General features: G+C 71.0%; 25 protein-coding genes. 16 read left to right on the forward strand and 9 right to left on the reverse strand.

Annotated features, from left to right (window positions below; all coding sequences use genetic code 11):
- Nucleotides 1–118 precede the first annotated feature (118 nt).
- Nucleotides 119–1312, reverse strand: a complete 1194-nt coding sequence (locus NE236_RS03775) for a thiolase family protein (RefSeq protein ID WP_252840354.1) — start codon at nt 1310–1312, stop codon at nt 119–121.
- A gap of 156 nt (nt 1313–1468) precedes the next feature.
- Between NE236_RS03775 and NE236_RS03780 the strand changes: the two genes are divergently transcribed.
- The 3 genes from NE236_RS03780 to NE236_RS03790 all read left to right on the forward strand — a co-directional run bounded on the left by NE236_RS03780 (nt 1469) and on the right by NE236_RS03790 (nt 3832).
- Nucleotides 1469–1906, forward strand: coding sequence for a winged helix-turn-helix transcriptional regulator (locus tag NE236_RS03780; RefSeq protein ID WP_252840355.1), 438 nt, complete (start codon nt 1469–1471; stop codon nt 1904–1906).
- A gap of 205 nt (nt 1907–2111) precedes the next feature.
- Nucleotides 2112–3212, forward strand: coding sequence for an LLM class flavin-dependent oxidoreductase (locus tag NE236_RS03785; protein WP_252840356.1), 1101 nt, complete (start codon nt 2112–2114; stop codon nt 3210–3212).
- Nucleotides 3209–3832 carry an FMN reductase gene (locus NE236_RS03790; RefSeq protein ID WP_252840357.1) on the forward strand — a complete coding sequence of 208 codons (624 nt, stop codon included), beginning with the start codon at nt 3209–3211 and terminating at the stop codon, nt 3830–3832. The genes NE236_RS03785 and NE236_RS03790 overlap by 4 nt, the downstream gene beginning before the upstream one ends.
- 1 nt (nt 3833) lies before the next feature.
- Here NE236_RS03790 and glgC read toward each other — a convergent pair whose 3' ends face one another.
- Nucleotides 3834–5069: a glucose-1-phosphate adenylyltransferase gene (gene glgC / locus NE236_RS03795; protein ID WP_252840358.1), complete on the reverse strand. Its 1236-nt coding sequence runs from the start codon at nt 5067–5069 to the stop codon at nt 3834–3836.
- Nucleotides 5070–5140: 71 nt separating this feature from the next.
- Here glgC and glgA point away from each other — a divergent pair, with 71 nt between their 5' ends.
- Together glgA and NE236_RS03805 are read left to right on the forward strand one after the other, a co-directional pair.
- Nucleotides 5141–6322, forward strand: coding sequence for a glycogen synthase (glgA, locus tag NE236_RS03800; RefSeq protein ID WP_252840359.1), 1182 nt, complete (start codon nt 5141–5143; stop codon nt 6320–6322).
- A gap of 93 nt (nt 6323–6415) precedes the next feature.
- On the forward strand, nt 6416–7534 hold the full coding sequence (locus NE236_RS03805; protein WP_252840360.1) for an MFS transporter: 1119 nt from the start codon (nt 6416–6418) through the stop codon (nt 7532–7534).
- A 546-nt stretch (nt 7535–8080) separates the two neighbouring features.
- Here NE236_RS03805 and NE236_RS03810 read toward each other — a convergent pair.
- Nucleotides 8081–8764: a TioE family transcriptional regulator gene (locus NE236_RS03810; RefSeq protein WP_252840361.1), complete on the reverse strand. Its 684-nt coding sequence runs from the start codon at nt 8762–8764 to the stop codon at nt 8081–8083.
- Nucleotides 8765–8855: 91 nt separating this feature from the next.
- Between NE236_RS03810 and NE236_RS03815 the strand changes: the two genes are divergently transcribed.
- The 4 genes from NE236_RS03815 to NE236_RS03830 all read left to right on the forward strand — a co-directional run bounded on the left by NE236_RS03815 (nt 8856) and on the right by NE236_RS03830 (nt 11626).
- Nucleotides 8856–10013 carry an erythromycin esterase family protein gene (locus NE236_RS03815; RefSeq protein ID WP_252840362.1) on the forward strand — a complete coding sequence of 386 codons (1158 nt, stop codon included), beginning with the start codon at nt 8856–8858 and terminating at the stop codon, nt 10011–10013.
- 60 nt (nt 10014–10073) lie between these two features.
- Nucleotides 10074–10340, forward strand: coding sequence for a hypothetical protein (locus tag NE236_RS03820; RefSeq protein ID WP_252840363.1), 267 nt, complete (start codon nt 10074–10076; stop codon nt 10338–10340).
- 85 nt (nt 10341–10425) lie between these two features.
- A complete protein-coding gene (locus tag NE236_RS44290; protein WP_308209039.1) occupies nt 10426–11292 on the forward strand; it encodes a helix-turn-helix domain-containing protein in 867 nt (288 codons plus the stop codon).
- 40 nt (nt 11293–11332) lie between these two features.
- Nucleotides 11333–11626, forward strand: coding sequence for a hypothetical protein (locus tag NE236_RS03830; RefSeq protein ID WP_252840365.1), 294 nt, complete (start codon nt 11333–11335; stop codon nt 11624–11626).
- 137 nt (nt 11627–11763) lie between these two features.
- On the opposite strand, the gene NE236_RS03835 is transcribed toward NE236_RS03830, so the two are convergent.
- Both NE236_RS03835 and NE236_RS03840 read right to left on the reverse strand, forming a co-directional pair.
- Nucleotides 11764–12645: an ADP-ribosylglycohydrolase family protein gene (locus NE236_RS03835; protein WP_252840366.1), complete on the reverse strand. Its 882-nt coding sequence runs from the start codon at nt 12643–12645 to the stop codon at nt 11764–11766.
- A 46-nt stretch (nt 12646–12691) separates the two neighbouring features.
- Nucleotides 12692–13981: an MFS transporter gene (locus tag NE236_RS03840; protein WP_252840367.1), complete on the reverse strand. Its 1290-nt coding sequence runs from the start codon at nt 13979–13981 to the stop codon at nt 12692–12694.
- An 85-nt stretch (nt 13982–14066) separates the two neighbouring features.
- Between NE236_RS03840 and NE236_RS03845 the strand changes: the two genes are divergently transcribed.
- Genes NE236_RS03845 through NE236_RS03855 form a run of 3 tightly spaced genes read left to right on the forward strand, consistent with a single transcriptional unit; the run spans nt 14067 to nt 15114 of the window.
- Nucleotides 14067–14420 (forward strand): ArsR/SmtB family transcription factor, encoded by a 354-nt coding sequence (locus NE236_RS03845; RefSeq protein ID WP_252840368.1) that lies wholly within the window; start codon nt 14067–14069, stop codon nt 14418–14420.
- A 57-nt stretch (nt 14421–14477) separates the two neighbouring features.
- A complete protein-coding gene (locus tag NE236_RS03850; RefSeq protein ID WP_252840369.1) occupies nt 14478–14807 on the forward strand; it encodes a hypothetical protein in 330 nt (109 codons plus the stop codon).
- 22 nt (nt 14808–14829) lie between these two features.
- Complete coding sequence (locus NE236_RS03855) at nt 14830–15114, forward strand: hypothetical protein (RefSeq protein WP_252840370.1); 285 nt, start codon at nt 14830–14832, stop codon at nt 15112–15114.
- On the opposite strand, the gene NE236_RS03860 is transcribed toward NE236_RS03855, so the two are convergent.
- Nucleotides 15111–18128, reverse strand: coding sequence for a Tn3 family transposase (locus NE236_RS03860; RefSeq protein WP_252840371.1), 3018 nt, complete (start codon nt 18126–18128; stop codon nt 15111–15113). The genes NE236_RS03855 and NE236_RS03860 overlap by 4 nt on opposite strands.
- A gap of 292 nt (nt 18129–18420) precedes the next feature.
- Between NE236_RS03860 and NE236_RS03865 the strand changes: the two genes are divergently transcribed.
- A complete protein-coding gene (locus NE236_RS03865) occupies nt 18421–18654 on the forward strand; it encodes a hypothetical protein (protein WP_252840372.1) in 234 nt (77 codons plus the stop codon).
- 378 nt (nt 18655–19032) lie between these two features.
- Here NE236_RS03865 and NE236_RS03870 read toward each other — a convergent pair whose 3' ends face one another.
- From NE236_RS03870 to NE236_RS43255, 3 genes are all read right to left on the reverse strand, one after another.
- Nucleotides 19033–20604 carry an MFS transporter gene (locus tag NE236_RS03870; protein ID WP_252840373.1) on the reverse strand — a complete coding sequence of 524 codons (1572 nt, stop codon included), beginning with the start codon at nt 20602–20604 and terminating at the stop codon, nt 19033–19035.
- A 109-nt stretch (nt 20605–20713) separates the two neighbouring features.
- Nucleotides 20714–21541: an NAD(P)/FAD-dependent oxidoreductase gene (locus NE236_RS03875; RefSeq protein WP_252840374.1), complete on the reverse strand. Its 828-nt coding sequence runs from the start codon at nt 21539–21541 to the stop codon at nt 20714–20716.
- Between the two features lie 38 nt (nt 21542–21579).
- Nucleotides 21580–21708: a hypothetical protein gene (locus tag NE236_RS43255; protein ID WP_289849717.1), complete on the reverse strand. Its 129-nt coding sequence runs from the start codon at nt 21706–21708 to the stop codon at nt 21580–21582.
- Between the two features lie 103 nt (nt 21709–21811).
- On the opposite strand from NE236_RS43255, the gene NE236_RS03880 reads away from it, so the two are divergent.
- From NE236_RS03880 to NE236_RS03890, 3 genes are all read left to right on the forward strand, one after another.
- Nucleotides 21812–22408 carry an XRE family transcriptional regulator gene (locus tag NE236_RS03880; RefSeq protein WP_252840375.1) on the forward strand — a complete coding sequence of 199 codons (597 nt, stop codon included), beginning with the start codon at nt 21812–21814 and terminating at the stop codon, nt 22406–22408.
- 128 nt (nt 22409–22536) lie between these two features.
- Nucleotides 22537–23409, forward strand: a complete 873-nt coding sequence (locus NE236_RS03885; protein WP_252840376.1) for a class I SAM-dependent methyltransferase — start codon at nt 22537–22539, stop codon at nt 23407–23409.
- 204 nt (nt 23410–23613) lie between these two features.
- The gene (locus NE236_RS03890) at nt 23614–24525 is read left to right on the forward strand and encodes a recombinase family protein (protein WP_252840377.1); all 912 of its coding nucleotides are present in this window, start codon (nt 23614–23616) and stop codon (nt 24523–24525) included.
- The last annotated feature ends 14 nt before the right edge of the window (nt 24526–24539 follow it).

A 24539-nucleotide genomic window follows, 5' to 3' on the forward strand; every position in this document is an offset into this window, starting at 1 on the left:
CGCTCTCCTGCTCGGTTCGGCGCCTCACGTGGCGCCCGCAATGGACCTCCATTGTCCCGGATCGGGCGCCGTGCCCGGGTATGAGGCGGGGGCCGGGACGATGCCGGCCCCGGCACGTTCAGAGGCGCTCGATGATGGTCGCGTTGGCGAGGCCACCGGCCTCGCACATCGTCTGCAGCCCGTAACGCCCGCCGCGCTGTTCGAGGACCGACAGCAGGGTGGTCATCAACCGGGCGCCGCTGGCTCCGAGCGGGTGGCCGATGGCGGTGGCTCCGCCGTTGACGTTCACCTTGGCCGGATCGGCCCCGGTCTCGGCCAGCCAGGCGAGCACCACGCTGGTGAAGGCCTCGTTGACCTCGAACGCGTCGATGTCATCGAGCGACAGCCCCGCGCGGTCGAGGACCTTGCGCGTCGCGGGGATGATGCCGGTGAGCATGAGCAGGGGGTCGTCGCCCACGACGGCGAAGGTGTGCAGCCGGGCGCGGGGCCGGAGCCCGAGCCGCCGAGCGGTCTCGCCGCTGGTGATGAGCACGGCCGCGGCTCCGTCGTTGACGGGAGAGGAGTTGCCCGCGGTGATCCGCCAGTCGATCTGCGGGAACCGCTCCTCCCAGAGCTCGGCCCGGAACGCCGGCCGCAGGCCGGCCAGGATCTGCGGCGACGTGCTCGGCCGTACGGACTCGTCCTCGGTGATCTGCACGAAGGCGCCGTCGGCCGACGGCGCCTTCACCGGGGAGACCTCCGCGGCGAACCGGCCGTCCGCCCATGCCCGCGCGGCGCGGTGGTGGCTCTCGGCGGCGAAGTCGTCCAGGCGCTCGCGGGACAGGTCCCAGCGCTGAGCGATCAGCTCGGCGCTGATCCCCTGCGGTACGAGGCCGTTCGGATAGCGCTGGGCCACGCCCGTGCCGAGGAAGTCGCGTCCGGCCGTCTGGCTGCCGATCGGCACCCGGCTCATCGACTCGACCCCGGAGGCGATGACGACGTCGTACGCGCCGCTGATCACTCCCTGGGCCGCGAAGTGGATCGCCTGCTGGCTGCTGCCGCACTGGCGGTCCACGGTCACGGCGGGCACCGACTCCGGCAGCCCGGCCGCCAGCGCCGCCCACCGTGCGGTGTTGGCGCTCTGCTCACCGACCTGGCCGACCGCTCCGCTGATCACATCGTCCACGAGGGCCGGGTCGACGCCGGTCCGCTCGATGAGGGACCGGATCGCGTGCGCGTGCAGATCGACGGGGTGCATCCCCGACAGAGCGCCGCCCGGCTTGCCCTTGCCGATCGGCGTGCGGACCGCGTCGACGATGACCGCGTCGTTCATGGAGGCTTCCCTTCACTCGCTCCGGAACCTACTCACGGGTATAGCGTGCAAAGTTGGATTTCACAACCTACTGAGGGCGTGACGCGATAGGTTGGGGACCCCAGGACCGGGCGAGACCCGCGAGGCGCCTGCGACCGATCGAGGAGGGGAAGTCCCGTGGCCGTACGCGGCCGTGAGTGCTCCATCGCCAACGCGCTGGCCGTGATCGGCGAGCGGTGGAGCCTGCTCGCCCTGCGCGAGATCCTGCTCGGCGAGCGGCGCTTCGACCGGATCGCCCGTAACACCGGCGCCAGCCGCGACATCCTCGCCGCGCGGCTGCGCACGCTGGTCGAGGCCGGCGTGCTGGAGAAACGGCAGTACGAGCGGCATCCGCCCCGCTACGAATACGTGCCCACCGAGGCCGGCCGCGCCCTGACGCCGATCCTGCTCAACCTGATGGACTGGGGCGACCGCTACGTCACCGACGGCCCGCCGCCCACGGTCTGGCGGCACTCCTGTGGAGCCGACCTGCACCCCCGCACGGTGTGCGCGCACTGCGGGGAGCCCGTGACGGAGGATGAGACCAGCCCGGTCCGGATCGGCCCCGTCCACTGACGCCACGCCCCCTCCGCCGCCGGAGTCGCGCCGGGGCGGTCCGCCGCACGCCGGCCCCGCACCGTGCCGCGTCCGTGACCGGGGCGTCAACGGACGTACGCGGGCGCTCGAGCCGCATCACGGCCCTGACGTACGGGGGAATCGGCGACCGGGGGCTGCGCGTTGAAGCTATAGTTGAACTTTCAATCAGCAGGAGGGTCGTGTCATGCAGTTCGGGATCTTCACGGTCGGCGACGTCACGCCCGATCCGACCACCGGCAGGGCGCCGAGTGAGCACGAACGGATCAAGGCGATGGTGACGATCGCGTCGAAGGCCGAGGAGGTGGGCCTGGACGTGTTCGCGACCGGTGAGCACCACAACCCGCCGTTCGTGCCGTCGTCGCCCACGACGATGCTCGGGCACATCGCGGCGCGGACCGAGCGGCTGATCCTGTCGACCGCGACCACGCTGATCACCACGAACGACCCCGTGAAGATCGCCGAGGACTTCGCGATGCTGCAGCACCTGGCCGACGGGCGTGTCGACCTGATGCTGGGCCGGGGCAACACCGGCCCGGTCTACCCGTGGTTCGGTCAGGACATCCGCCAGGGCATCCCGCTGGCGATCGAGAACTACGCGCTGCTGCACCGACTGTGGCGCGAGGACGTGGTGGACTGGAAGGGCCGTTTCCGCACCGCGCTGCAGGGCTTCACCGCCACGCCCCGGCCGCTGGACGGCGTCCCGCCGTTCGTGTGGCACGGCTCGATCCGCAGCCCGGAGATCGCCGAACAGGCCGCCTACTACGGCGACGGTTTCTTCGCCAACAACATCTTCTGGCCCAAGGAGCACTTCCAGCGGCTGGTCGGCCTGTACCGGGAGCGGTACGCGCACTACGGCCACGGCACGCCCGAGCAGGCGATCGTCGGCCTGGGCGGGCAGGTGTTCATGCGCAAGAACTCCCAGGACGCGGTGCGGGAGTTCCGCCCGTACTTCGACAACGCCCCCGTGTACGGGCACGGCCCGTCGCTGGAGGAGTTCATGGACGAGACGCCGCTGACCGTCGGCAGCCCGCAGCAGGTCATCGACAAGACCCTGACCTTCCGTGAGCACTTCGGCGACTACCAGCGCCAGCTGTTCCTCCTCGACCACGCCGGGCTCCCGCTCAAGACGGTGCTGGAGCAGCTGGACCTGCTCGGCGAGGAGGTCATCCCGGTACTTCGTAAGGAGTTCACCGAGAACCGGCCCGCCCAGGTCCCCGACGCCCCCACCCACGTCTCCCTGCTCGCCGCCCGCGGCGCCGAGACCCTCACGGAGGTGGGGCAGTGAACCCGCTCCGCCTCGTGGCCGTCTCGGCCGGCCTGAGCACGCCCTCCTCCACCCGCCTGCTGGCCGACCGCCTCGCCGAGGCCACCCGCGATCACCTCGACGGGGACGGGCGCCCCGTCGAGGTCACCGTGATCGAACTGCGCGACCTGGCCACCGACATCGCGACCGGCCTGGTCACCGGGTTTCCCGGCGCCCGGCTGCGCGCGGCGATCGAGGCGGTCACCGGCGCGGACGGCCTGATCGTCGTCAGCCCGATCTTCTCGGCCTCCTACAGCGGCCTGTTCAAGTCGTTCTTCGACCTGCTGGACAACACCGTCCTCGCCGGAACGCCCGTGCTGATCGCCGCGACCGGCGGCACCGCCCGCCACTCGCTCGCCCTCGAGCACGCGCTACGGCCGCTGTTCGCGTACCTGCGCGCGATCGTCGTCCCGACGGCGGTGTACGCCGCGTCGCAGGACTGGGGCTCGGCCGGTGACGCGCGCACCGGTGACCTGGCTGGCAGGATCACGCGCGCGGCGGGCGAGCTGGCCGCCCTGATGCGCGACCGCCCGGCCGCCGCCGTTCCGGCCGAAACCGTGGTGCCCTTCGAGGAGCAGCTGGCCGCGCTGCGCCCCGAGTGAGTCACCGGGGGACGATCTGGTTCTTGCCCAGGACCCGCACCCCGCTCTCCGTGACCGTGAAGTGCTCCCGGTCGTAGGCCTCGTCGACGCCGATCCGGGCGCCGTCGGGGATGACGACGTTCTTGTCGATGATGGCGTTCCGCACGACGGCGCCGCGCCCGACCCGTACGCAGTCCATGAGGACCGAGTCGTGGACGGCGGCGCCGGCGTCCAGCTGAACGCCCGGTGACAGGATGGAGCCCTCGGCCATCCCGCCGGCGAGGATCGCGCCGGGAGAGACGATCGAGTCGACGGCGTGACCGCGACGGCCCTCCTCGTTGAAGACGAACTTGGCCGGCGGCAGCGGGTCGTGGCCCGTGTAGATCGGCCAGTCGCGGTTGTAGAGGTTGAAGACCGGGTGGACCGAGATCAGGTCCATGTGCGCCTCGTAGAACGCGTCCAGGGTCCCCACGTCGCGCCAGTAACCGCGGTCGCGGCCGGTCGAACCCGGCACGTCGTTGTCGGCGAAGTCGTACACCTGCGCGCGGCCGGCCTTGACCAGCTTGGGGATGAGGTTCCCACCGACGTCGTGCTTGCTGGACAGGTCGGCGGCGTCCTCCTTCACCACGTCGACGAGCACCTGGGTGTCGAAGACGTAGTTGCCCATGGAGGCGTAGACCTGGTCGGGCGCGTCCAGCAGGCCGACCGCGTCGGTGGGCTTCTCACGGAACGCCGAGACGCTCGCCCCGTCCGGCCCGGTCTCGATCACCCCGAACTGGTCGGCCAGGGCCAGCGGCTGGCGGATCGCGGCGATGGTGACTCCGGCACCGGACGCGATGTGCTGGTCCACCATCTGCCGCGGGTCCATGCGGTAGATGTGGTCGGCGCCGAAGACGATGACGTTGTCGGGCCTCTCGTCCTCGATGAGGTTGAAGTTCTGCAGGATCGCGTCGGCCGACCCCGCGAACCATCGCGGTCCGAGACGCTGCTGGGCCGGGACCGGGGTGACGTAGTTGCCCAGCAGGGTCGACAGCCGCCACGTGCGGGAGACGTGCCGGTCCAGGCTGTGGCTCTTGTACTGCGTGAGCACCACCATCTTGAGATAGCCGGCGTTCGCCAGGTTGGACAGCACGAAGTCGATCAGCCGGTACATTCCACCGAAGGGCACCGCCGGCTTGGCGCGGTCGGCCGTCAGCGGCATCAGCCGCTTACCCTCGCCGCCCGCCAGTACCATCGCCAGGACATGAGGTCTCGCCATGTCGAGGACCTTAGCCCCCCGACCAGCGTTGAAACAGGACGAGCGGGCAGATTTCGCATACGCTGCGGGACATGCGCGTCGACCTGCTCACCCGTGAATACCCACCGGACGTCTACGGGGGAGCTGGCGTCCACGTGGAATACCTGGCCCGGGAACTGCGCCGGCTCTGTGACCTGCGCGTCCATTGTTTCGGAGGCGACCGGACCGAACCGGGCGTGACGGGTTACCGCGTCCCGGCGGCGCTGGAGCCCGCCAATGCGGCGCTGCAGACGCTCGGCGTCGACCTGGAGATCGCCGCCGGCGCCGGGGGAGCGGACCTGGTGCACAGCCACACCTGGTACGCCAACCTCGCCGGTCACATCGCCAAACTGCTCCACGGCATCCCGCACGTGGTCACCACCCACAGCCTCGAGCCGCTGCGCCCCTGGAAGGCCGAGCAGCTCGGCGGCGGCTACGCGATCTCCTCCTGGGCCGAGCGCACCGCCGTCCTGGCCGCCGACGCGATCGTCGCCGTCTCCGAGGGCATGCGCCGCGACGTGCTCACCTGCTACCCCGAGGTCGACCCCGGCCGGGTCACGGTCCTGCACAACGGCATCGACACCGACCAGTACGCCCCCGACCACGGCACCGACGTGCTCACCCGCCACGGCATCGACCCCGGCCGCCCGTCCGTGGTGTTCGTCGGGCGCATCACCCGCCAGAAGGGGCTGCCCTACCTGCTGCGGGCCGCCCGGTCCTTCGACCCGGCCGCCCAGCTCGTGCTGTGCGCCGGCGCCCCCGACACCCCGGAGATCTCCGCGGAGGTCGAAGGGCTCGTCGACGCCCTGCGCGAGGAACGCGACGGGATCGTGTGGATCACCCGGATGCTGCCCCGGCCCGAGGTCGTGCAAATCCTCAGCCACGCGAGCGTGTTCGTCTGCCCGTCGGTGTACGAGCCGATGGGCATCGTCAACCTGGAGGCCATGGCCTGCGAGGCGGCGGTCGTCGCCACCGCCACCGGCGGCATCCCCGAAGTGGTCGCCGACGGCGAGACCGGACTGCTGGTACCGATCGAGCAGGCCGCCGACGGCACCGGCACCCCCGTCGACCCCGACCGCTTCGTCGCCGACCTCGCCGAACGCGTGAGCGCCCTGATCGCCGACCCCGAACGCGCGGCCACGATGGGCAAGGCGGGCCGCCGCCGGGCGGTCGAGCACTTCTCCTGGCCCCACATCGCCCAGCGCACCCACGCCCTCTACGCCACCCTCACCTGACGTGCGTCAGGCTCCTCACCGAGCGGGCGGGCGTCTGTCGGTGGCGTGCGGCAGGATGCCCGCATCGCCGGGACACGAGGACGGGGGCCGGCTTTGGCGGAGGCGTTGCCGCGCGCGGTGACGGCGCTGGTCGGCGTCCGGGTCCTCAACCAGCTGGGGGCCTTCGCCCTGCCCTTCCTGGCCGTGCTGGCGGGCCCGGAGCTCGCACCGGCCGCCCTCGCCGTCTTCGGCGTCGCCGCGCTGGTCTCCCGGTGGGCCGGAGGGCTGCTGCTGGACCGGCTCACGCCGCGAACGACGGCGGCGCTGGGCCTGACGGCCACCGGGGCCATGCTCTTCGTGCTGGCGGCCGCGCGCACGCCGACGCAGGTGGTGGTCGCCGGCGGCCTGGTCGGACTGGCCTTCGAGATCTACGAGCCGGCGACCCAGGAACTGCTGGCCCGGGCGACCTGCGGCGGGCAGCGCCGGAGGGCCTACGCACTGCTGGGCACCGCGTTGGTCGCGGCGGGCGCGATCGGCGGGCTGCTGGCCGCGGTCCTGCTTCCGCTGGGCGTGCGCCGGCTGATGGTCGCCGACGCGGTGACCTGCCTGCTGGCCGCGGCGCTCACGCTGTTCCTGCCCGGCGGCCCAGCGCCCCCCGCGGTGAACGGCCGGCGGCGCTGGCGACCACCGGCCCCCCTGGTGAGGTCGACGGTCGCGGGGACGGCCTTCGCCTACGGATACCTGGGCGTCCTGATGTTCGTGCCGCTGGTGCTGCTGCAGCGGGGCGCCCCGCGCTGGCTTCCCGGACTGGCCATCACCGGCGCGGCCCTGCTGGCGCCGCTCGCCGCCCGGCTGAGCCACCGGCGGCTGGAGACCCGCCCCCACGGCCCGGTGCTGGGAATCGGGTCGCTGCTGCTGGGCGTCCTCGCCCTGCTGATGGCGGCCGGGAACGACGTGCCGGGGACCGTTCCGGTGTACCTGGCGTGGATGGCGGTCAACGGCGTCGTGCTGGGACGCTGGCAGGCGATGATCGCCGAGGCCGCCCCGGAGGCCGACCGGACCCGCTGGTTCGCCTTCTTCGGCTCCTCCTGGGGCATCGCCCAGCCCACCGTCCCCACGGTCGTCGCGCTCGCCGCCGGACCGGCCGGAGGGACCGCGGCAGCGGCCCTGCTGACCGCCGGCGTCGCCTTCCTGGCCGTACCAGTCCTGCTGGCCGGCCCGCGCGCCCGCTGACCTGGGCTCCGACTACGCACGATGCGGATGCTCGCCGCGCACACCGGGTTGACCGACCGTTCGGTGAAGCTCGTCGTTACGCGTCTGGTCAACGCTGAGCTGCTGCAGTCCCCAGCCGCCGGACCGGCCCCGCGGCCCGCGGGATCACATAGTTCAAGGCGCGTCAGTGGTGGTGGCAGTGCCGGCCGAGGGACTCCACGGGCGTCGCGCCGGGGGCAGCGTCGTAGACGTCCTACGACGGTCACCAGAACAGACTCGCGACCCGGCCGGAACTCATCGCGGCGGGGGGCGCCCTCGACCGAGCCTGCACGGACCACGTCGGGCCGACAAGTTCAACTTAGTTACTCTTGGTGATCCAGTGGTGGCGTTCTGGTATCAGAATGCCCCGTGCCCAGGCGACGCGGGGCACCCCCCTTGTGGTCGACCACGGCACCACGTGCTGCTTTTGATCGAATGCTGAACCATTGATCAGGCGAAATGCCCCGTCACTCATGCATGGTTTCCTTCCGTGGCCACGCCGTTTCCTGTGGTGGACGTGACTCGGCCTCAGGGTTCGCGGGCGCAGAGATACGCGTCCAGGTCGGCGGCGCCCTTGAGTATGGCGCGGCCCCGGGCGGACAGGCGGGCCTGCCAGTCGCGCAGGGTCGACTCCAGCGGGGCGACGCCTCCGGCGGAGCGGACCTGAGCGATCAGCGGGGCGATCTGCTCCAGCAGGTAGCCGCCCCGCCTGAGCTGGTGGGCCAGCCGGACGTCCCGTACGTCGGCCGCGCTGTAGATCCGGTAGCCCGTCTGCGGATCGCGGCGCGGCCGGACCAGCCCGGCGTTCTCCCATTTGCGCAGGGTGGCAGGGCGGATGCCGAGCCTCCTGGCCAGGGGGCCGATGAACGTGTCGCGGCGCTCCTGCGGCACGGGCGCCAGGTCGCGGAGCGCGGCTTCGACGGCCTGGAGGGTGCGGCGGTCGTCGAGGAGTTGGCCGTGGCTCTCGTCGATGAGCCGCAGCGCGTCCTCGGTGGCACCCCGGTTGACCGCCTGCATGATCGACGTGGCCGTCTGGTGACCGTGCCCGGGCACGAGGGCGAGGAACGCGCGCAGGGCTTGCGCGTGCAGCGGCGTATAGGTGCGATAGCCGTGGACGGTGCGTTCGGCGGCGGGCAGGATGCCGGCGTCCTCGTAGTTCCTGATCGCCTGGGTGGACAGGCCGTGCTCGCGCGCCAGGTCCACTGGCCTCATAGATGCATCACCGATTGAAGGTCTATCGCGATGAGAGCGGGGATTTCCAGGGAAAAGTTTACACCGTTGGTTCAACGATACCGTTGAAGGTATGGATATCAAGGGCACAGCCCGGCCGCTCGATGGCTCGGGCGTCTCGGCGTTCCTCCGGTCGCTTCCCGCCAAGCCCCTGCTGCTCGGCCTGGGCGAGGCCAGGCACTTCGTGGGGGAGCTGGGCGAGTTGCGCAACGAGATCTTCCAGCATCTGGTCGAGCACGAGGGCTACCGGTCGTTCGCCATCGAGAGCGACTGCCTCATGGGACTCGTGGTCGACGACCACATCACGACGGGCGCGGGCACGCTCGACGACGTCATGGAACGCGGCTTCAGCCACGGCTTCGGCGCGTCACCGGCCAACCGCGACCTCGTGCGCTGGATGCGCGCGTACAACGAGGAGCATGACGAAAAGCTCCGGTTCTACGGCTTCGATGGGCCGCTGGAGTATTGGGCCGCGAGCCCGCGCCAGGCGCTCACCGGCCTCCACGGCCTCCTCGACGGCCCGCTCCCGTGCACGATGGAAACCCTCGACACGCTGCTCGGCCCGGACGACCGGTGGACGAACGAAGCCACGGTCATGGACCCGTCCCAGTCGATCGGCCAGTCCACCGAGGCCCAGCGGCTGCGGCTGCTCGCCGACGACCTGGTGGCGCTGCTCGACACGCAGGCGCCGCGGCTGAGCGCGGAGGACGGAGAGAGGGCGGCACTGTACGGGCGCACCGCCGTCGGCCTGCTCCGCTACCACCACTGGATGGCCGACACGTCCCCGGCCCGGATAGCCAGGCTGTCGGGCCTGCGGGACGCGATGATGGCCGCCAACCTGCGTGCCGTCGCCGAGCACGGTCCGGCCCTGGTCTTCGCCCACAACCTCCACCTGCAGCGGAACAAGAGCTTCATGCCGCTCGGCGACCAGCAGTTGGAGTGGTGGAGCGCGGGGGCGATCACCGGGACGCACCTGGGCGACCGGTACGCCTTCCTGGCCTCAGCCCTCGGCACGGCCGGCGACAACATCCCGCCCCCGGACACCCTCGAGGGCCTCCTGTCCACGCTCCCGTGGGACCACTCCCTCATCGACGCCCGCCGCCTGGCCAAGGCCATCACGCAGCCCGCCCCGCGCACCTCCCACGATCGCGCCTATTTCCCGCTGGACCCGGCCCAGCTCGACACGATCGACGGCGTCGTCTTCCTCAAGCAGGCTGTCAGGCTGGGTTGACAGGTGTGTGCATCAATCACACCATCCATGCCCGCCCCCTCACCGAAGGCGGCGCCCCCGATGGTCGTTCCACCGGTGCCCCTGCCGCGGGTGCGCGGGCAGCAGCGGGGCCGGCAGCTCCCACTCCTCGTCGGTTCCGGCTACACCTTGAAGATCACCCGGCTGGACCGGCTGTCGAGCTCAGTGCAGCACCTGATCAACCTCGGTGCGGACCTGCGCGCCACCCCGACCTGCGCCGCCCCTCCGGCCGCGTACGCGCGACCTCGAAGCGTGCACGAGTACGGGATTACCCCGATCCCCGGCCCGCGGCTCCGCGGGGAGACTTAGACCGCGTTCACGCGGAAGGCGGTCGATGATGAATGGCATCGGGGGAGTCGTTCTGGAGTGCCGGGAACCCAGGCCCCGCCCTCGGATGGTCACGGCGCGCCCCGGGCCCGTCCTGCGCACCCACGTCTCGGGGTACGCCGGTCTTCGCGTGGACGCTGCCCGGCCGCTCAAAGGACGCGCCGTGGCCACCTGCGGAGTCACGCTGTTCATCGACTTCGCCGCCTCGGTGCGGCTGGTCACCACGCCCGCGGCCGATCCGCCCCTGCGCGTCCAGACCTCCCACGTCACCGGCCTGCACGACGGTCCCGTCCTGTTCGAGCAGCACAGCCATCATCGCGGAATGGCCGTGGAGCTCACCCCGCTGGGCGCCCACGTCCTGTTCGGGGTGCCGATGCGAGAACTCGCCAACACCACCGTGGACCTGACCGACCTCCTCGGCCGCCGCACCGAACAGCTGACCGAACGGCTCCGGCAGGCACCGGACTGGGCCACCCGCTTCGCTCTCCTAGACCACCTGCTGCCCGCGTGGTTCGCCGACGGGCCCGAGCCGGCGCCGGCGGTGCTCCGCGCATGGCGGCGGCTACGGGAGACCTCCGGAGCCATCAGCGTCGGCGGACTCGCCGAGGAGGTCGGCGTGACCCGCCGCTACCTGGAGTTGCGCTTCGACGAACAGATCGGCCTGCCGCCCAAGACCATGGCCCGCATCGTACGGTTCGAGCGGGCCGCGCGCCTGCTCACCGGATCCGCGGGCCGGCCGCTGTCGCGGATAGCCGACACGTGCGGCTACGCGGACCAGGCGCATTTCAACCGGGACTTCCGGCGGCTGGCGGGCTGTACGCCCACCGCGTTCCGCGCAGAGCACGCCGCCGCGAACACCGCCACCGTCCACCCCGAAGCCGAGGCCGGCCACCCTTCGCATTCGTTCAATACCCGAGAGCGACGGAACCCATAACGTCGAGGTGGAAATTCCCCCGGACGAAAGGGGTCCGATCATGCGACTACGAAATATCACCGCGACGGCCGCCGTCGCCGGTGCACTGGTCACCGGCGGTCTCGCACTCGCGTCCCCCGCGAGTGCCGCCACGCCTGCGGCTCAGAGGACACTCGTCCTCAAGTGCACCCACCCCTGCAGCGACCCGCCCGGTCCCGGCTGGCGCTACATCGACAACTACTTCTGGGCCAGCAGCTGCATCGAGGTCGGCAACCGCGGGATCAACAACCGTTCCTGGTCCCGTTACCAGTGCTACGGCAGCACCTGGACCAATTACGACCTCTGGGTGATCTGACCGCCCCCGGTGACGGCGGGGCACTCGGCCTGTGCCCCGCCGTCACCCCCCTCGTCCCGGCGTACGCCTGCCTCATCGGAGCGAGGGCCCGCGAACCGGCACGGCGCCGCGCGTCCGCACCCTTTTCCGGCAGTGCCTCAGGCGTGATGACCGAGCCAGTCGGGGAGCGGTTCGCGGCGCCGCCGCCACAGGTCGGGCGCCCCGCCGGCACGCGCCTCGACGATGCCGCCCACGATCGCCGCCGTGGTGTCGATGTCGCCGCCGGCGACGGCGCAGGCGCGGACCGCGGTTTCGTAGTCGTCCAGGTACCGGGCGGCCAGCCACAGCGTGAACGGCACGGTGTCCGGCGCCGTGATCCGGGACCCGTTGCCGAGCCGCGCCGCCGCCTGCTCGACCGTGACGCCTCCCAACTCCCGGGCGGCTTCCACGCCTCGCCTGACATGGCCGGGCGCCAGGTGATCGAGCGCGGCGTCGAACAGGTCCGGTCGCTGTGGTTCGGCGGGGGTGGCGACGTGGGCGGCGGCCACCGCGACCGCCACCGCCCCCGCGACACCCTCGGGGTGGGCGTGGGTGACCTCCGCGGACGCGGCCGCCTCGCCGGCGGCACGCCTCAGGTCGCCGGCGAAGAAGGCGCCGAGCGGCGCGGCGCGCATGGCCGCGCCGTTGCCGTACGAGCCGTTCCCGCCGAAGCCCTCGACCGACGCGGTACGCCAGGGCACTCCATCGCGGACCTTCTCCAGCAGCTCGAGCGTGCCCGCGCCGTACCGGCGTCCGACGTCCATCCGCGCGGCGAAGGACGCGGCCAGCGCGTCCTGGTCGACCCGGCCGTGCCGGATGAGCGTGGCGACCACCGAGCAGGCCATCTCCGTGTCGTCGGACCACGCCCACGGCCCGGGCGGGGTCGCGGTCCACGGGTCCAGCCCGCGGCCGGCCAGGGGGAAGAACTGGTCTCCGAACGCGTCCCCGACCGACAACCCGGTCAGAGAGGCGAGGGCACGTCGCGGTGCGGTGACGGTCATGTCCCGATCCTCCCGGCCGGGACCGGCGGCGCAAGCGATTTGACGCTCACGCCGCCGCGCGCCGGTCAGCGGGGCGGCTCGCGGCGGGGCAGGGAGCGCCGCCGACCGCCGGCGGTGCCGACCGGCGCGTCCGGGAACGCACGGCCCCCGACAGCACCGCCGTCAGCGCCAGCGCGATGACGACCGCGCCGTACACGGTCGCGGTCGCACGCAGGCCCAGGGACGGGACGGCGAGCCCCGCCACGACGGCGGGCACGCTGAAGGCGAGGTAGCTGACCACGTACACCGAGGCGAACAGCTCCGCCCGCTCGGCCGGGCCCGCCAGCGCGGCGAGAGACCGGAACGCGCCGATGAAGGCCGTGCCGAATCCGCAGCCGGCGACGGCCGTGCCGAGGAAGAACAGCGAGGTGGAGGTCAGGCCCAGCGCCAGGAGCGTCAGACCGGTCCCGCCGGCGAGCACGGCCGCCCCGGCGATCATGACCCGCTGCGGCGCCCGGTCGCGTACCAGCGTGGAGGCCACGGCGCCCGCGCCGGTGAGGGCGCTCACCACCAGGCCACCGACCAGGTGGCTGCGCACGTGCAGGACACCCGCGCTCAGGGAGCCACCCAGGGACAGGTAGAGCCCGCCCATCGCCCAGGTCGCGATCAGGCAGGGCACGGCCGCCAGGAACGGCCCGCGGGCCACGGCCGGGACCGCCGCCCTCGGACGCAGCGAGGCCAGCGCGCCCGGACGCGGCGAGACCAGTTCCGGCAGGAACGCCACGGCCGCGGCCAGGACCGGGAACGCCCCCGTCAGCAGGGCGTACACCAGGGCGGTCGGCGCCGGAGCGTACTCGACCAGCGATCCGCTGCCCAGGGCTCCGGCGGCCAGGCCCAGGGTGGGCGAGACGCTGTTGACCAGCGGCCCCAGCCGCGCGCCGGGTTGCAGGTCGACCAGGCCGGCGCTGATGGCCCCGGTCGCGGCACCGGTCGCCAGGCCCTGCACGGTGCGCGCCGCCAGCAGCGTCCCGACGTCTCCGGCGGTCAGGAACAGGACCATGGCGAGGGTCTCGGCCAGCAGGGCGGCGATCAGGACGGGCCGGCGGCCGACGAAGTCCGACAGCCCGCCCACGGTCAGCAGGGCGACCAGCAGGGCGAGGGCGTAGACCGCGAAGACGGCGGTGAGGGTGGTCGCCGAGAACCCCCAACGGTGCTGGTAGACGACGTACAGCGGGGAAGGGGCGCTCGAGGCGGCCATGAAGACCAGCAAAGTGGTCCCCAGCAGCCAGAAGCCGGCCGTGCGCGGCAGGCGCCTGACCGCGCGGGCCGCCGGTGTGGCGCGGTCGTCTGTGGGCATTCCGGTGCTCCCAACAACAGTTCCAAAAAAATCGAACAACGGGAGGCTACCCCGGCATGCCAAACTGTTCAACTATTATCGAACCATGAGTGGATCCTCGCGCGAGCTTCCCCATCCCGACCCCGCGGACCTGGTCCTGACCGACGTGCTGTTCGCCCTCAGCGACCCGGCACGCCTGGAGATCACCCGCCGCCTCGCCGAGGGCCCCCTGGAGGTCGCGGCCTGCCAGCCCGTCGGCGGCGACATCCCTAAATCGACCCTGTCCCACCACCTGAAGACGCTGCGCGAGGCCGGCGTCGTCCGCAACGTCCCGCACGGCCGCCGGCGCTATGTCAGCCTGCGCCGCGACGACCTGGACGACCGGTTCCCCGGCCTGCTGGCCGCCGTCCTGACCCCGGCGCTCGCCGGAGAGCCGCAAGACCCGCTCCGTCTCGAGTAGGACAGCGGACGCCGCCGGCCGGTGACGCCGGCCTGCTCTGGAGGGCGGCTCCCGGCGGTGGGCGCTCACGTGTGGTGGCCGGTGCCGCCGCAGGGGTCCGTATCGGCGTGCGCGGTGGCGGCCGCGGATGAGAGCCACGCGCCCGCAGGACCGGCGACCCGTCAGCGCCTGCCGGCCGACGAGACGTTCCCCGACTCCTTCGTCGACGTGCTGCTCGACGGCTACGCCGCCATGCTCGCCGGGCCACCGCCGGTCCTGACCTCCACGGTCGAGGGCATCACCGGCGTCCCGCCGCGATCGCTGCGCCAGTGGGCCGCCGACCACGGGGTCCGAGTAGGAACGGAACAGAAAACCGGTGCAGCCGTCAAATCTTTTGACGGGCAGTGAACAGCGCTGCCAGGGTGCGCCCATGAGTGACGACCCGACGATCGGTTTCCTGAAGGCGGACGTGGCGCGGTTCTGCGCCGGGCTGGATGAGCTGGCCCCGGCGATCCGGCTGCGGCTGCTCGTGCGGCTGCGGGCCGCGCTGGACGAGGTGACGGACGCGGCCCTGGATGAGGGTATGGCCGCGGCGAAGGCGGAGGGCTGGGGGCTGCGGCAGATCGGTGGTCAGGTGGGCCTGTCGCACGAGAAGGTCCGCTACCGGCTCGCCCAGGCCGCGGGCAGGGACGAGCCGGCCGGAGAGCTGTCCTAGACCGTGGTGGTCGTCTTCTCGGGCTTGGCGGTGGAGCGGAGCTGTCCGCCCTGGACCTCGACTGGCAGGGCGAAGCTGTAGCGGCCGTGGAAGTTGATGTGAGCGAACTTCAGCGGTGAGAGCCGGGCGATGTCCTCGTCGCGGACGTGGATGCCCTCGGCCCGCATCTCGGCGATGATCTTCTGGAAGTACACCGTGTTCCACAGGACAACGATGTTGAGCATCAGTCCCAGTGCCCCCAACTGATCTTCCTGACCCTCTCTGTATGACTGCCTGAGTTCGCCCTTCTGTCCGTGGAAGATCTTGCGGGCGAGTTCGTGGCGGGATTCCTGCCGGTTGAGCTGGGTGTTGACGCGGCGCCGCAGGAGTTCGTCGGTGAAGTACGTGGACAGGTACGCGCTGCGGTCCAGCCGGCCGAGTTCCATGACGGCCTTGCCGGTGGGGGTGGGCTTGCCGCCGGGTGCGAGGACGCGCAGGACCTCGGAGGCTTTGATGGTGCCGGAGTGCAGGGAGCCCGCGAGGCGGAGCAGCTCGTCCCAGTGGGTGGTGATCTGCTTGACATTGATCTTGTCGCGGGTGACCGGGTTGAGCGGGCCGTAGTCGGCGTCCGGGTCGACGCGGTAGAGGGTGGCGCTGCCGACGTCCGCGAGGCGCGGGGAGAACTGGTAGCCCATGAGGCGGAAGAGCCCGAAGACGATCTCGCTGGCGCCGTGTGTGTCGGAGGTGATCTCGACCGGGCGCAGCGCGGTCTCCTGCTCGAGGAGGCCGTCGAGGATGTAGAAGGAGTCGCGCTGGGTGCCGGGGATCAGGATGCCGTGCAGGCCGCTGAACTGGTCCGAGAGGAAGTTGTAGAACGTCACTCCGCGCCGGCGGGTGCCGAAGTACTTCGGGTTCGGCCCGGAGTTGAGCGTGCGGATCGGGGTGACGAAGCGCAGTCCGTCGGCGGAGGCCAGCTCGCCGCCGCCCCATGCCTGCACCAGGGGCAGGCGCATGTGGTAGTCGACCAGGCGGGCGTTGGCCGTCGAGAGGGTCTGGGCGCGGATGTAGTTCTGCTCGACCCAGAACAGTCGGTCGCGGTTGAGGGCGTCGACGCCGTCGTGGACGATCGGCTCGATGCCGACGTTGGTGGCCTCCGAGGTGAGGACCGCGGCCACGGACAGCTGAAGGTCGTCCATGCGCGAGTTGGCCTCGGAGACGTGGGTGAAGTCGGACAGGTAGGGCACCCAGGAGTTGACCTCCAGCACGATCTCGGGGAGGTCGACGGCGGGGATGCGCGCTTCGATCTCCTTGTTCAGGTCGATCAGAGAGTCGGGTTCGGCGAGGCGGTCCAGGCTGGTGAGGATGATGCGGTCGCGGCCTCCCTGCTGCTCGATGCGCACGTTGGGGTTGGCTGCCAGGCCGTCGGCGAACTCCCGGTGGGCCTTGTCGAGCCGGTCGGTCCAGGCTTTGAGGATCTTGTCGGGCTTGGGGTCGAGGTCGAGTTCCTCGCAGACCCGGGTGCGGGCCGCCTCCCACGCCGCATCTTTCAGCAGGCGGGCGTTGGGGTCGCCCCACTTGCGCAGGCCCGGCACGAACACCTCGTGCCGGTGCAGCGCCGTGCGCAGGGCTTCGGCGGAGGCGACGATCAGGGCGCGCTTCTCGACGCTGCCCACGGGCATCGGCGGGGGTGGGAAGACCAGGCGCCGCCAGGCGGAGGTGAGGACCTTGGCGGGGACTTCCCATGCCTGGATGAGGCGGCGCCGGCCCTTGAGGGACTTCACGAAGTCGATCGCGTCCAGCACCGGTTCGCCCGCCGGGCTGGCCTCGAAGGTGAACGTCTTGAGCAGGCCGGGCAGGAAACGGGCGATGGTGTTGTAGCGGGCGGCGAGCATCTGCTCGGCGCCGTCGTCGGGCTGCTGCGCGAGGACCTTGACGGTGTCGGCCGCGGCGTGGACGGGGCCGACATCCATCGCGTCGAGCATCGCGCGTACGTCGCCCTCGGGGTCGGCGGCCGTCGCGCAGATCGCCAGCCAGGCTTTGCGCAGCTCGATCGCGGCGGCGTCCAGATCCTTCAGCGTCCGCAGCCTCTGCTTGGTCATCTTGGTGGCGGAGCTGCGGATGATGTCGCCCATCACCAGGTCAAAGACCTCGATCGCCTCGTCGGCGGCGAGCTGCGGCATGACCGCGGCGAACGCCACCAGGGTGGCCAGGCGCCGGTCCCCGGCGAGGTCGGAGACGGCCTGGGCGCGGGCGGCCTTGGCGAACCGCACCAGCGCCTGCAGCCGTCCCGGCGGTATCACGTCCAGGTCCCACGCACTGCCGCCGAAGGCGCGCAGGGATTCGTAGCGTTCCAGGGCCTTGCCGACCCCGCCGGCGGAGATGTCGCGCGGCGAGCGGCGCAGGCGGTCCAGCTCGGACAGGCGCTTGCCCGCAGGCACGACGACCAGCTGCTGCAGACGTGCGGCCTGCTCCGTGGTCGGAGCCGCGGCGAGGGTGGCCCACAGCCTCCTCTCGGCGCGCTCGCGGGTGCCGGAGACCAGGCGTTCCAGCACGGTCACCCCGGGCAGCACCACCTTCTTGTCCACCAGACGCTTGGTCGCGAGGTCGAACAGCAGGGTGGGGCGCTCGTTACCGATCCAGGCCCGCTGGTACATCCAGCGGGCGAGCGTGAACCACTGGTCGAACTCGAACTTCGTGTACCCGTACTCCTTGCGGATCTGCTCCTGGTGGTCCCAGCGGGCCTCACCGGCGCCATACCCCGTGAGCTCACCGGGGTCCAACCCGAGCTGCTCAGCGACATAGCCGACCACCACGGCGGGCACCTGCTCTGGGTTCTCCAGGAAGGTGCCCAGGTAGCGGATGGTGCCGAGCTGGACGGCCCAGCCGATCCGGTTCCGCGGGCCGCGGGCGGCCATTGCCCGGCGCCGCGCGGTCTGATCAAGCAGAAAGGACCCGGCGAGCTGTCCCTCGTCCGGGTCCACGGTGAAGTGACCGAAGCGCCTGCGCTGTTCGTCGCTCAGAAAGCTGGTGGGCACTGGCCCGCTCCTTGATCCGTCGGCGTGATTCGCGCGCGACGGTGCCAGGTGACCTGACGGTGTGTGAGGTGATCCCTGATTTCAGCCCAGAGCATCACCCCATGTGATGGGGTGATTGCGGCTACTTGGCGGGCGGCGGACTCCAGCCAGTGCAGACCAGCTGTCCGCGGGCCGCGCGAGCGTCGGCGAGCACGGCGTCGTACTCGGCACAGACCGGCGAGATCATCGAGACGGTCACGGTGAGCAGGACCTTTGCCCGGCCTTCGCGGACCTGGTCGATAGCGGCCTGCAGATGGGGCTTCTCCGCAGGTTCGTGGTCTACGACCGGCCCAACCGCGAGGCGCCGTTCAACCCGGACGACGGCTTCCGCTACACCGCCGAGGGGACTCCGGCCTGCGTCCACCCCTACAAGATCGGGCTGGAGCCGGACCGTACGGCACCGGCCTACGAGCCGGAGCCCCTCGACGACGAGCCGACTACACCGCGGGGGCGAAGTCGATGGCGACGGTTCGCCCGCGGTCGGTGACACCGATCGACTCGTACTTGGCACGTTGAGCAGGCGGTAGTACTCCGCGCTCGACTCCCAGCTCATGCCGCCGATCAGCCCGATGGTCAACATGTCGGTCCTTCCTTTCTCGTTTCTCCTGCGGGAACTGTGCCGTATCAGGGCCAGGGGGGACGTCAAGCCCACCGGGGACGAGCATGAACACGGTCCATGCAGACGCCAACTGAAGGCACGGATCACCGAGGTCGGGGAGCCGTTGGTGGCTGCATGTCATGGCCCGGGTCACGAAATCGGCGCACGATCAGCCGGGCCGGGCCGGGATCCGGTCGGCCGATCGTGCGCCGGCGAACGCGATGTACACGGAGCGGTGTGTCTGGTGTGCGTCTGGCTCTTGTGCGGTCAGCGGGCGGCGAGGGCCTCGGCGGTGACCGCAGGTGTTGTGTTCTTGGGGCCGCGGAAGACGATGTAGACGAGGAGGGCGCCCATGACGGCGGCGCCTGCCCACATGGATTGCTGCCAGCCGTCGACGAAGGACTGCTGGGCTGCGTGGAGCAGGTCCTGGGCGTGCGGGCCGGCGTTGCCGGCCGCTTCGACGGCGTTGGCAACGCCGTCGCGCGCGGTGTCCGCGGTTCCTTGGGGGATGCCGTGCAGCCGGTTGTCGATGGCGCTGCGGTAGCCGTTGGCCAGCAGCGCGCCGAGCAGAGCGACGCCGAGTGCGGTGCCGAACTCGCGGGTGACGTCGTTCAGGGCAGAGGCCACGCCTTGTTTGGCGCGCGGCAGGGACGCGGTGATGGCGGTGGTGGACGGGGTCATCGACAGGCCCATGCCCAGTCCCATGGCGAGCAGTCCGGGCAGGATGGACACGTAGCCATCCTTGACGGAGACGAGCAGGGCCATGAGCACGAGACCGAGTCCGGCCAGCGCGATGCCTGCCGCCATGGTGGAGCGGGAACCGATGCCCGCGGCGAGCTTGGGGGCCAAGCCGGAGGTGGCCATCATCATGGCGGCCATGGGCATCATGGCGGCCGTGGACAGCAGCCCGGACCAGCCGAGCACGGCCTGGAAGAACGGGAAGAGGACCACGCCGATGCCCGCCTGGACACCGAAGACCACCAGCAGTGTGATCGAGCCGCCGCTCAGGCCGTGCTTGCGGAACAGCCGCACGTCCAGCAGTGCGCTGTCGCGGCGGTGCAGCTCCCAGGCCACGAAGCCGATGGCCGCGAGGAGACCGACGGCGAGGCTGATCAGAGTGACGGGGGCGGTCCAGCCGCGTTCGGGACCTTCTTGCAGGACGAAGATGAGGCCGGTCACGGCGAGGGTGGAGAGCAGCGCGCCGGCGGTGTCGAAGCGGTGGGCCGAGGTCTCGCGGGAGTTGGGAACCGACTTCGCCGTCATGGCCAGGGCCGCGAGGATCAGGGCTACCGGCAGGGCGAACAGCCAGCGCCAGGTGGCGACGTCGACGAGGAGGGCGGAGAGGAACATACCCAGGATGCCGCCGCCGCCGGCGACGGTCCATACGCCGATCGCCTTGCCGCGCTGTTCCTCGGGGAAGGTGGAGGTGATGACGGCAAGGGTGATCGGCATGATCATCGCGGCGCCGATACCGCTGGCGACGCGTGCGGCGATCATCACCTCCGCCGTCGGGGCCAGGGCCGAGACGACGGTGGCGACGCCGAAGACGCCCAGTCCGGCGAGGAGCATGGGCTTGCGGCCCAGGCGGTCTCCGATTGCGCCGAGCGGCAGCAGCAGGGCGGCCAGGGCGAGGGTGTAGATGATGATCCACAGGATCGTGTTCTGCGAGGCGCCGAACTCCACGGCCATGTGGGTCTGCGCGACGTTCAGCCCGAACACCGAGGCGATGACCGACATCAGCGCGAGGGAGACGGCGATCAGGACCGTCCGCAGCTGACGCGCGTCCGGGCTGCCTTCGCCTCTGGCTGGCGTGGCTTGTGGGGGCTGGGGTGTGCTCATGGATTCCTCACAAAATGGGCATGCCGAGCTGACGCCGGGCAGGGCCGGTCGGCGGGTGAACGGGGTGGGGCGGGTTGGGCGGGCGGTCGGCCGGGGCCCTGAGGGGATGTCAGGGGGCGGGTGTCTCACCCTGTGCTGCGGCGAGCGCGGCGTCGGTGTCCGCGGTGGCCAGCACGGCGTTGATGTGGGCGCCGGCCAGGGCGCCGGCCGCGGCGGAGGCGCCGACCTGGGCGGCAAGGTCGGTGGCGTTGCCGGCCACCCACACGCCCGGCACCTCGGTGGTGCCGGCCATGCCGGAGGCGAAGCGGCGGCCCATGTTGTCGGGCAGGTCCTCCATGGGCAGCTTCAGCGCGTCCAGGCCCTCGGCGCGGGCCTGCATCTGTGTGGCGACCGCGAGGACGCGGCGGCCCACGACCTGGCCGCCGGTCAGGCGCAGCCCGGCGAGGGTGCCGTCCTCGTGGTTGACGACCTCCTGCACCGGGGTGTCGACGATGGGGATGTTGCGGGCGGCGAAGCGGGCGCGGGTGTCCTCGTCCAGGTGGGTGCCGTGGGTGAAGTAGGTCAGGTCCTCGGTCAGTTGGCGGAACAGGAGTGCGTGGTGGACGGAGGCCGGGCCGGTGGCGAGGACGCCGATGGGCTGGTCACGGACCTCCCAGCCGTGGCAGTACGGGCAGTGCACCACACTGGCTCCCCAGTGTTCGGCGAGGCCGGGCACCTCGGGCAGCACGTCGCGCAGACCCGTGGCCACCAGGAGGCGGCGCGCGGTGATGCTGTGGCCGTCGGCCAGCGCGAGGGAAAAACGCAAGTCCCCGTCTGCTGGGGCGGCAGAGGCCACCTCACCGAAGACGATGTGTCCGCCGTACTGGCGTACCTGCTCCCGGCCCCGCCGAAGGATCTCGCTGGGCGGGGTGCCGTCCAGCACGATGAAGCCGTGCATGGCCGCGGTCGGCGCGTTGCGCGGGGAGCCGCTGTCGATCAGACGACCGAGCGGCGGGAGCGGGCCAGCATCAACGCACCGTTCAGCCCCGCGGCGCCCCCGCCGATCACCACCGCGTCGACGGTCCCACCAGGCAGTGCGTCGCTCGCGTATGGAGAAGTCGTCACAGCCATGTCCTCCTACTCTTTCATCGTGCGTGGCCCCAGACGCTGCGGACCATCTGCACACGACGCTAACCCCACATTGCACCGAAGGCATACAATGTTGCCCATGACGCAAGAAAGGGGAGAGCTGGACAGCCTCGTACGCAAACGCATCCGCGCCCTGCGGGTGGCGCAGGGCTTGTCACTGGAAGAACTGGCCACCCGCTCCCACCTCAGTCAGTCCTCGCTGAGCCGTATCGAAAACGGCCAGCGCCGCCTCGCACTGGACCAGCTGGTCACCCTCGCCCGCGCCCTGGACACCACGCTGGACCAGCTCGTGGAGACCGCCACCGACGACGTCATCACCAGCCCGACGGTCGACAGCACCTACGGGCGGATGCGCTGGACCCTGAAGGCCGACCCCGGCATGAGCGTGGTGCGCCAGCGCCTGACCGACCCCCCGCCCGACAATCCCGCCCGCATGCGCGCCCACCCGGGGCGCGAGTGGCTCGTCGTACTGTCCGGCACCGCGATCCTCATGCTCGGCCAGCGCCGCTTCCGCATCGAGACCAACCAGGCCGCCGAGTTCCCCACGATGATGCCGCACGCGATCGGCACCGAGGGCGGACCCTGCGAGATCCTGGGCCTCTTCGACCACAACGCCCGCCGCGGCCACCAGCGCGACGACGGCGACGGCAGCGACGCTCAAGGCCCTCCCGAATGACGGCGCGAGCCACACGACGACCTCCGCAGCGGTGCCCTTTTGCGCGTCAGGCAGTACCTACGGCCATCGTCTTGCGCAAATAGGGAGACAGTACGCCTCTGACGCATGGTCGACCTAGGGTGAAGAGCATGAACCAAGCACACACGCACACCCCCCACCACGGCGTTTCGCACGGCCACCACCACGAGCAGGACACCAGCGGCCAGGCGGAGATCCTCGACCTGGACGCCGAGGTCCTCGCCGAGCACACCGCCTCCATCACCGCGTCGCTGCCACTGAAGACCGCCCCCGGCCACATCGTGGACCTCGGCTGCGGCACGGGCACGGGCACCTTCGCTCTCCTCGACCGCTTCCCCGACGCGCACGTCACCGCCGTCGACACGTCCGCCGAACACCTTCAGCGCCTGTGCACCAAGGCGTGCACCCGCGGCGTCGAGGAACGCGTACGCACCGTGCAGGCCGACCTCGACGACGACGCCTGGCCCGACCTCGGCTCGCCCGACCTGATCTGGGCATCGGCATCGATGCACCACATGGCCCACCCCGAGCGCGCGCTGCGCACCGTCCACGACACGCTCGCGCCCAACGGCCTGTTCGCCGTCGTCGAACTGGCCGGCCACCCCCGCTTCCTACCCGAGAATGCCCCCACGGACCGGCCCGGCCTGGAAGAGCGCGTCCACGCCGCAGCCGACCGCCGCCAAGCCGAGCACATGCCCCACCGCGGCGCCGACTGGGGCCCGATGCTGACCGCCGCCGGCTTCACCGTCGAGGATGAACGCACCATCGCCGTAGACATCGAGGGCGACCGCAGCGAAGCGATCGGCCGCTACGCCCTCGGCGTCCTGCAGCGCATCCGCAGCGTCATCGCCGACAGGCTCTCCCCCGAGGACCTCTCCGCGCTCGACCGACTCCTCGACACCACCAGCCCGCACAGCATCCTGCGCCGCGACGACCTGACGGTACGCACCGAACGCACCGTCTGGGCCGCCCGCCGCGCCTGACCCCCCAATACGGGGTGCCACGTCCGGCGCGGTCACGCGGAACCAGGCCGCCACGTCCGCATGACGCAAGGGCATTCTCAGAAATGACCAGATGCGAGAGTTCTGAGAACAGGCTCCGAGCGACCACGTTTCCGCAGGTCGCCATTCGCAAAACTCCTGTCAAAACCCGGGTGTTCTGCGAAGCACTTCTGAGAGCCTGATCTCATGCAGCTGACGCCCGATCAAGCCGCAAATGCGGTAGAACGCCACGACTGCCCCAAGTGCGAAGTCCCTGCCGGGAGTCCGTGCCGCACCCGCGGCGGCAAGACCGCCACCAAGTACCACACCGCCCGCTTCATCCTCGTGCCCGCGCTCCGCGAAGAACTCGAAGTTCTTGTTCCCGAAGACCGCGGCCCGGGACGAACGTGGAAGCCGGGGCCGCCGGTCGAGGAGATGCCCGCCGCTCCGCCGGCCAGGCCCATCCGGATCGGGTACGCCCGCTGCTCGACCGCAACGCAGGAACTGCAGAGCCAGCTCGACGCGCTCGCCCGCGCCGACTGCAAGAGCGTCTACTCCGAAAAGATCAGCACGAGGATCAAAACGCGGCCCGAGCTGGAGAAGGCGCTGAAGCTCGCGTACGACATCAAGGAGGCCGCCCCCGACCAGGAGGTCATCCTCACCGTCCATGAGCTCAAGCGCCTGGCGCGGAACGCAGCCGAGCTGATGACGCTCTCCGGCCAGCTCCAGGCCGCCGGCGTCCAGCTCGAACTCCTCACCGGACCGCTCACCGGCATCCACGACCCCAACGGCATGGGCGCCATGTTCTTCGCCGTACTCGCCGCCGCCGCACAGATCGAGCGCAACTACATCCGGGAGAAGACCCTGGAGGGCCAGGTGTCCGCCGCATCCAAGGGCAACCATGGCGGACGGCCCAAGGTTATCGACGACGACATGCTCACCTTCGCCCAGGCGCTCAAGGACAAGGGCGTCCCCGTCCCCGAGATCGCCAAGAAGCTCGCCATCAAAAGCGGCAAGAACAAGGACCAGCACCCCTCGGTCGCCTCGGTGTACCGGGCCCTCGCCGAAGCCGACGAGGGGACGAAAGCTGCCCTTCTCACTGCCCGTCAAAAGATTTGACGGCTGCACCGGTT

Origin of the sequence: Actinoallomurus purpureus (assembly GCF_024055795.1) — a bacterium.
Classification (GTDB): domain Bacteria; phylum Actinomycetota; class Actinomycetes; order Streptosporangiales; family Streptosporangiaceae; genus Actinoallomurus; species Actinoallomurus purpureus.